This is a genomic window from Chamaesiphon sp. VAR_48_metabat_403 (genome assembly GCF_031422475.1).
In the GTDB taxonomy this organism is placed as follows: Bacteria; Cyanobacteriota; Cyanobacteriia; order Cyanobacteriales; family Chamaesiphonaceae; genus Chamaesiphon.
This window is the reverse complement of record NZ_JANPLS010000236.1, coordinates 1-6,765: the sequence shown is the minus strand read 5'-3', so window position 1 is coordinate 6,765 and position 6,765 is coordinate 1. Positions and strand designations below refer to the sequence as shown.

Annotated in this window: 12 protein-coding genes and 1 pseudogene; 7 read left to right on the top strand and 6 right to left on the bottom strand. The window is 42.4% G+C overall.

The window, feature by feature from the left end:
- Nucleotides 1–789, bottom strand: a 789-nt coding sequence (gene opgC, locus RMO79_RS11040; protein ID WP_310483203.1) for an OpgC domain-containing protein, incomplete at its 3' end; no start/stop codon positions are given.
- Between the two features lie 21 nt (nucleotides 790–810).
- On the bottom strand, nucleotides 811–2,061 hold the full coding sequence (locus tag RMO79_RS11035) for a hypothetical protein (protein ID WP_310483202.1): 1,251 nt from the start codon (nucleotides 2,059–2,061) through the stop codon (nucleotides 811–813).
- Between the two features lie 50 nt (nucleotides 2,062–2,111).
- Between RMO79_RS11035 and RMO79_RS11030 the strand changes: the two genes are divergently transcribed.
- From RMO79_RS11030 to RMO79_RS11010, 5 genes are all read left to right on the top strand, one after another.
- A complete protein-coding gene (locus tag RMO79_RS11030) occupies nucleotides 2,112–2,264 on the top strand; it encodes a hypothetical protein (protein ID WP_310483201.1) in 153 nt (50 codons plus the stop codon).
- 15 nt (nucleotides 2,265–2,279) lie between these two features.
- On the top strand, nucleotides 2,280–2,579 hold the full coding sequence (locus RMO79_RS11025; RefSeq protein ID WP_310483200.1) for a hypothetical protein: 300 nt from the start codon (nucleotides 2,280–2,282) through the stop codon (nucleotides 2,577–2,579).
- Nucleotides 2,580–2,692: 113 nt separating this feature from the next.
- Entirely contained in the window at nucleotides 2,693–3,154 is a 462-nt protein-coding gene (locus tag RMO79_RS11020) for a hypothetical protein (protein WP_310483199.1), read from the top strand.
- Nucleotides 3,151–3,381: a hypothetical protein gene (locus RMO79_RS11015; protein WP_310483198.1), complete on the top strand. Its 231-nt coding sequence runs from the start codon at nucleotides 3,151–3,153 to the stop codon at nucleotides 3,379–3,381. The genes RMO79_RS11020 and RMO79_RS11015 overlap by 4 nt, the downstream gene beginning before the upstream one ends.
- A gap of 106 nt (nucleotides 3,382–3,487) precedes the next feature.
- Nucleotides 3,488–3,709, top strand: coding sequence for a hypothetical protein (locus RMO79_RS11010; RefSeq protein ID WP_310483197.1), 222 nt, complete (start codon nucleotides 3,488–3,490; stop codon nucleotides 3,707–3,709).
- A gap of 52 nt (nucleotides 3,710–3,761) precedes the next feature.
- Here the strand turns inward: RMO79_RS11010 and RMO79_RS11005 are convergent, their stop codons facing one another.
- Entirely contained in the window at nucleotides 3,762–3,923 is a 162-nt protein-coding gene (locus RMO79_RS11005) for a hypothetical protein (RefSeq protein WP_310483196.1), read from the bottom strand.
- Between the two features lie 140 nt (nucleotides 3,924–4,063).
- On the opposite strand from RMO79_RS11005, the gene RMO79_RS11000 reads away from it, so the two are divergent.
- Nucleotides 4,064–4,279 carry a Nif11-like leader peptide family natural product precursor gene (locus tag RMO79_RS11000; RefSeq protein ID WP_310483195.1) on the top strand — a complete coding sequence of 72 codons (216 nt, stop codon included), beginning with the start codon at nucleotides 4,064–4,066 and terminating at the stop codon, nucleotides 4,277–4,279.
- A 105-nt stretch (nucleotides 4,280–4,384) separates the two neighbouring features.
- Nucleotides 4,385–4,576, top strand: a pseudogene (locus tag RMO79_RS10995) (recombinase family protein); the annotation flags it as partial.
- A gap of 189 nt (nucleotides 4,577–4,765) precedes the next feature.
- Here RMO79_RS10995 and RMO79_RS10990 read toward each other — a convergent pair.
- From RMO79_RS10990 to RMO79_RS10980, 3 genes are all read right to left on the bottom strand, one after another.
- Complete coding sequence (locus RMO79_RS10990) at nucleotides 4,766–5,260, bottom strand: restriction endonuclease subunit S (protein ID WP_396136574.1); 495 nt, start codon at nucleotides 5,258–5,260, stop codon at nucleotides 4,766–4,768.
- 305 nt (nucleotides 5,261–5,565) lie between these two features.
- Nucleotides 5,566–5,961, bottom strand: a complete 396-nt coding sequence (locus tag RMO79_RS10985) for a hypothetical protein (protein WP_310483193.1) — start codon at nucleotides 5,959–5,961, stop codon at nucleotides 5,566–5,568.
- 46 nt (nucleotides 5,962–6,007) lie between these two features.
- Nucleotides 6,008–6,604 carry a Uma2 family endonuclease gene (locus tag RMO79_RS10980; RefSeq protein ID WP_310483192.1) on the bottom strand — a complete coding sequence of 199 codons (597 nt, stop codon included), beginning with the start codon at nucleotides 6,602–6,604 and terminating at the stop codon, nucleotides 6,008–6,010.
- Nucleotides 6,605–6,765: the final 161 nt, after the last annotated feature.

Genomic DNA, 6,765 nt, shown 5'->3' with positions numbered 1-6,765 from the left:
AGCCGTCACAACGATCGCCCCCATTCCCAGTAGCAGCGGCACTTTGGGCAGCCGTCTCCATGTTTTGGCTAATTTGTCCTTGTGATAGCCAGCCGCAACACCATGCACGTAGAGGATCTGCCACGTACTAAACACAAAATACGGATGAGCGCGATCGAGTGGTTGCAAACTAAATGAATAGGGATGCACTTGTTGAATCCACCATAATGTCCAAGAAGCGGTTAATAGTGGTAATAAAAGTCCCCGCCGCAACAACCAAAATATGGCGGGAGAAGCCAATAAACACAACACATATAGTTGTAAGATATCAACGATCGGCGGAGCCAGATGGAGCGTCCCAGCCGCGAGCAAAATTTGCCACCATTCTCCAGGCGCGCGATCGAAACTCGGTCGAGTCATCCCTGGTGCAAGAATACTCAAAAGTCCCAAGCCTGCGATGAGGATAAAGCTAGTAAAATACAGCACCTTCGCTCGTTCTAATAGCTTCTGCATCGCAGAGTTCAAGCCAATCTTATCAATTCGTTGCAAGGTCACAAATCCTAAAACAAAGCCAGATAAAAACACAAATCCTTCTGCCGAACTCGCATAGATATGTCCTTGGGTAATATTATTAAAATACGATCGACATTCTAAATGATTGACTACCATCGACACGATCGCCACACCGCGCAGAAAATCGATGCGGAGATCGCGTTTTCCATAAAATTCTGGATCGTATTGCCATAACTTCCGACGTTGAGCAGGTACTAAAGTTAGCTCTGGAGATGCAACTGGAGCGATAATCGACATAATCTCTACAACTTAATTTGACTAAAATTTCACCCGAACTTGACCGAGAATAGATTGGCTATTTGCATTGCTAGTAATCGGTACGGTACTTTTGACATTACTAAAGCTATAACCGAGATCTGCTTCAAGATTGGGTGATATCTTCGCCGTACACTTAGTTTGATAACCACCAGCATCAGAGCTGGTAGAATTAACATTCTGCCCGCCTAAACTAGCCGATAGCCGACAATTGAGTACATCTCGAATTACACTACCTTCCCAGGCAATTTCGCCTGTATAAACTAGAAAATCTGGAGGAGCAAAATAACCTTTGTCGGTCGGATTTTTATAATTCCAGGTAAACAAATTACCAGCTACCGAAAACTCACCAAACTTGCGTTCGAGGCGGCTAAATGATTGCTGTTCCTGATTGCTGTCGCTATAACTGCCCAAATGCAGGGATGAAAATAATGATGTATCTTTATCTATTTGCCAAAATACTGATGGCCCATAGCGCAGGGCAGAGATTTGATTTTCGATCGTTTTGGCATTAAATTTATAAGCCCCCTGCTGTAGATCGGCAGATACCGTTAAACCAGTCGTCAGGGGATAGTCTACTTTGAGGTTAAAATTGGGAGTCGTAGATCCGCTCGATATATCGACACCCACTCCCGGACGAACTTTAAGCGAGTTAATTTTGGTTTCCCAATCAATCCCCAGGGGGATATTGGTAACAGTTTTTGTATCTGGCTGTTCGTAAGTATTGTAACCAGTTGTGAATAAGACTCGATCGCCATTATTGAGCCGCAATATTGCTGTTGATTCGATAATCCGGTTCACCTGACCGGAATTATTCCAATCATTATGAATATTGGGTTGGATGCCTTCTAAGACAGCAAAAGGTGCCCCAGTACTAGCAGACTTTGTAAGTTTGCTTTCTACCGCGCTCGAATTAGACCCAGGCAAAGGGACTACTCGCTCTGGCGGTGATGCTGGGGGGATATATTCTTTTGGTGGCGATAATTTCAGATCGGGATTAAAGTTATCCGCACCAGCTATCAGTTGTGGTGTCAGCCCGATTGGCTGTAGGGATAACGAAACCTTGCCCGATCTAATGTGCTTGGGATCGATCGCGGCTGTTGATGTCGCCGTTTTGAGGAGGAGATATGCAAAAATACTTCCCGCAGTGAATATTTGTTGCCAAGATGGGAATCGGCGGAGAACGGTTTGAAATTTCATCTTTTGCATCTGAATTATATATTCAATCCCAACTAAATGAGAATTCAACTTCACTTAGAAGTTGCAACTGACTATATTTAAGATGCCCTCAAAACTTACTCTAATTGGCACATCGGCATCAAAATATTAAGGCTAAACTCAGCGATTCTGTCGCAACATCCTTAACCTGCGGTGCCCCTAATTCGACGCTAGTAGGCATCCCAGCAGCGGTATTCAAGCAGTGGTGGTATAACTTACCCAGCCGCGTTGTGGTGTGAGTACTAGAAAACATATTGTCTGCCAGTCAGTCTTTGGGACTGATACCGTCACTTGGAACGGTCGAGCAGACGAGCGCGATCGTTCCTGAAGACCCGACCGATTGGGAAAATTCCCTGAGCGATTTAGTTGCCACGGGGATGAGTTCGCAAGAGATCGCCACGCGGCTAAATCTGTTGGGATTTACCAATGCTAGAGGTGGGAAAGTTTCGCGCCAATCGATCGAGAGTTGTTTAAATCGCCGCCCCGATCTCAAAACCATCTACGATAACGCCCAAAACAATAAGTTAGCTCATAGCGAGGGAGTAGGCGAATAATGACGGAGATAGTTTTTAAAGAAAGCAATGGTAATGTATTGAAATGACTAGATCGCCGCTAGGCGGCGCACAAGCTTCGAGATTTAAGAACTACAGTGGGCAAAGAGATGGAGATGAATTGGAAGCCACTGATGTCAAAGGCTGAAGCGGAGGAATATACTAGAGATAGCTACTATGCAAACCGTGACTTCTACCACGGTACGAACCAATCTGCTGCTGACAACATCACTAGTGAAGGCGCGAGAATAGAGTCGGAATCGGTCAATACTTACGGCGAGGGCTTTTACCTTGCTTTTGCCAAAAAGACAGCCGAAGATTACGCGAGATTAACCAATAGCCCATCGGTACTAACAGCTAGAGTTAATGTCAGAAATCCCCGAAAGTTTCGAGATAGCATCGATTTTGAAGGCTTTCTGCTAGAAAACAACATTTCTGCCGATGATTTACAGTCTAAGGCAGCTTCCAAACTCCTTATTTCTCAAGGATTCGACGCTGTGGAGATAGGTGGGGACAGGATCTTAGTCATTATTTTCAATCGAACTCAAGTCGCGATATTTCAATCGGAGCAAGTATGAAAACTACCACTAAAATCGGTTGCCCAATTTGCAAGTATTTTCAGTTTGATGGCACTTGTAACGCTTTTGAGCAAGGAATTCCCTTTGGCTTCTTGGCTGGGATTGCCCATCATACAGAACCAGTAAAAGATCAAGGAAACGATCTGGTCTTTGAGTGGATTTCGCCTGAAGAGCAAGGGAAAAGACGAGCGGAAGCGATCGCCCGTCACAAGCAAATCGCTGTATAAGCAAGATGATTGCTCAGGGGTTTGATGCTGTGGAAATTGGGGGTAATCGGATCCTGGTGATTATCTTCGATCGCAGACAAATTGCAATATATAAGGTGACGGAATTATGAATAAAATTGGCTGCCCTATCTGCAAATATTACGAATTCGACGGCAATTGCACTGCCTTTCCTGATGGAATTCCGATGATGTTTCTTTCGGGAGAGAAACATCATACAGAACGGATGAAGTTTCAGGAAAACGATCTGGTATTTGAGTGGATTTCGCCTGAAGAACAAGGGAAAAGAAGAGCAGAAGCGATCGCACGTCACAAGCAAATCGCTGTATAACAATAGCAATGCCCAGAGCCAAACATTGGTATCGATGACAACTTTCATCATGCTAATGCTCTTGACGATGTTCGCGGACTAGTTCACCCAGTTCTGTTAGAGTCGGTTGTTCTGGATCTACTCGCAATGACTGTATCCGCGATCGCACGTCATTAAGGGAAACTGGTTTTTGCAGTTTTTGGAAGAAGATGTTTTCGCCTTCTTCCCAAATCATAAATTCATCTCAACAAAGGATTTTATAATTAGGAGTCCCACTCATTGCCTATATCTTAAAAGAATGATAGGATTTGCTTAAAGTATGTAATAGTTTCCTTGTTTAATATCAGCGGCTAACAAAGAATAGGAATTTCAAATATGGCTTTAGATCGACTTGAGGCGTTTTTAAAGAAAATGCAGTCTGAACCTGCACTTAAAAACGAAGTGCTCACAGCATCAACAGCAGATGAAGTTGCGCTGATAGCACTAAAGTTTGGCTTTGAATTTTCAGGTGATGAATTACTGAGAATGTCAGGAAAGAAACTTGGCGGAGTTACTATTACAAAAACCGTTCTTCCTGGAGAGTATCATTAAACGCTTTTTGAATATCTGGTTGTACAAGCATAGGAAGAATAAACACCATATTTTCTTCAAATCAAGAGTATCTTTACCCGAATTAAACGCCCTCTTGAGTGCTGGATGTCCGTGGCGACTACTACCTCATACGCAAGAGTTAGCTCGTCAGGTCAGAGTCTCGACGTTCAGTTGGATAAACTTAAACATTGCGACAAGATCGATCGAGAAACACAAAGTGGCACTAACCAGCAGCGTTCCCAGCTTGCTGCTTGTCTGGAATATGTCCGAGATGGCGATACAATAGACCTCCTGCGAAAGTGTTTTAGCTATCCTTTGACACCAACCATTTCAAGCATTTTTAATTAATCATAAAAGATTAACTAGATATGGGGACAGTTATAGGTTCTGTCGATCTTTCTAGGACTTTCGCAGGAGGTCTATTGATTGTGTCGCGGTTAGATCGGGTCGCTCGTTCTACTATTTACGATCGGATCGTAAATATCATTATTCAAGATCGTTGACCTCTGGTCTGCCGTGGGCAATCGAGAGTTGTTTGCTACTATTCTTACGGGTGGTTTTCCCGCGCTGTTTATTGCTGCTAGTCTGCTCCCGTTCGGCGCGAATTCTCTCTAGTAATACTGCTGCGGGTTCGTCGTTGGGATCTTGGGGGACGAGTTCACCTCGGAAGGCTTTGGCAAGAATAGATCGATCGAGTTGATTAAGTTCTTCTAAGGTAGCCTGTTTGTGAGTGAGAATTGAATTGATTGTATCTAAAGCATCTTCAATATGCCTAACAATTTCATATTGTTCCTTAATTGGAGGGATAGGAATAATAATATCTTGGAATGCTTTCTGAGAAATATTTCTCATTGAGGCTTGATTGCCATTTGCTCTAGTTTCAATCTCTTTTCTCCCAGAAGCTGATTTAAGGTAATAATGAACATATTTTTTGTTTACATTTATTAAATTAATTCGCCAGACTTTATCACTAAGCATGATTTTATAGTCGATCTCTTCTACAACAACGGATGCACCAACAAGCTCTAAGGTGTTCGCTCTTGAAACGAGTAGATCGCCTTCTCTAATAAATAACTTTGGGTCTATTTTGTTAGAATCGGTGACGGTTTTAGTTTCTCGTGGATTAAATCTATCCCAGGTGACAGCACTGATTTTTGCTATCCCGACAGTATCTTCAGTAACAGGAATTTCAGGACAAGAAAAATTCTTTCCAGCTTGAATGTTCTGAACAAATAGCTTGAATTTTGCCCATTCCCATTTTTCATGTAAAAGATCGTCAGATCTGTCTATAGTTTAAAAGCTACTGGACTATTTAGCCAATTTTTTAAGAAGTAAGGATTTAAAACAGTCCGAATGGGCTTTAGCAGTGCAACACTCGATAACATTGAGAAAGGCTCTTTCAAATGATTTACAGCAGCCAATCCAGTTGTTACACCGTCCTTAATATATAGAACATCTTCATATTCAACTGGACATCTTGCATATATTTGATGATGTATCTCTTCTGAAACAAAAGTCATATTGCTGATATCTAGACCCCAAAACTTAATATTTTTTGCTGTTACATATAGGTAGTCTCCCTCAGATTCATTTACAGGTGAATGGTGCGTTCCATCTGTGACTTTAGAACATAACTCAGACAGTAATATTTTCTTCCAAGTTGATGGATATACTTCACTCACACTAATTTCCCCTCACCAATTTCTAACAAACCATTAAAAACTACCATTATTCACCCACACCCGAAATCGAAACATTAAAAGAAACACGATGATATAAATCCTTCAGCGGAATTTGTACCGATGCCGATTGCAATTGCATTACCGCATCTTCCCCCAGCCATTCTGTCAACAACCATTGATGACTATCGACCTTAGTATATTGCTCAACCCGATAGCTAAACTGGTCGATTAAAAGATATTCCTCGAAACTAGGAATCGATCTATATAATCTAAACTTCCCCGACTTATCATAGCCCTCAGTAGAAGTCGATAAAACCTCCATAATCAGACAGGGATTAGTTACCGCTGTTTGTTTGCTGTCTGTGAATTGGGGTGTTGCTGAAATGACGATCGCATCGGGATAAACATAGCTCTGATTTACAGGCAACCATAGCCGCATATCATTCATAAATATCTCGTAATCTTGCCCATTAATTTCTAAAGGAAATAGCCGACAAAAATTTAAGTTCAGACGATTATGATTTGCCGACGCACCAGCCACAGGGATAATTTCTCCATCGATTAATTCGTGTTTAATGGTTGATATATCTTCTCGTTCTAGATATTCGGTTGGGGTATAGTGCGCGATCTGTGTAGCTATCATTAGGAACCTCTTGGGGGTTGTTGGAAGGGAGGATTTTGGTATGTATCGTAGATCTAAATCCCCCCTAGCCCCCCTTAAAAAGGCTACCGTGTACACACAAGTCGGCTGGACTTCGTTTTCAGATCTAAATCCCCCAAACCCCCTTAAAAAGGGGGCTAAGA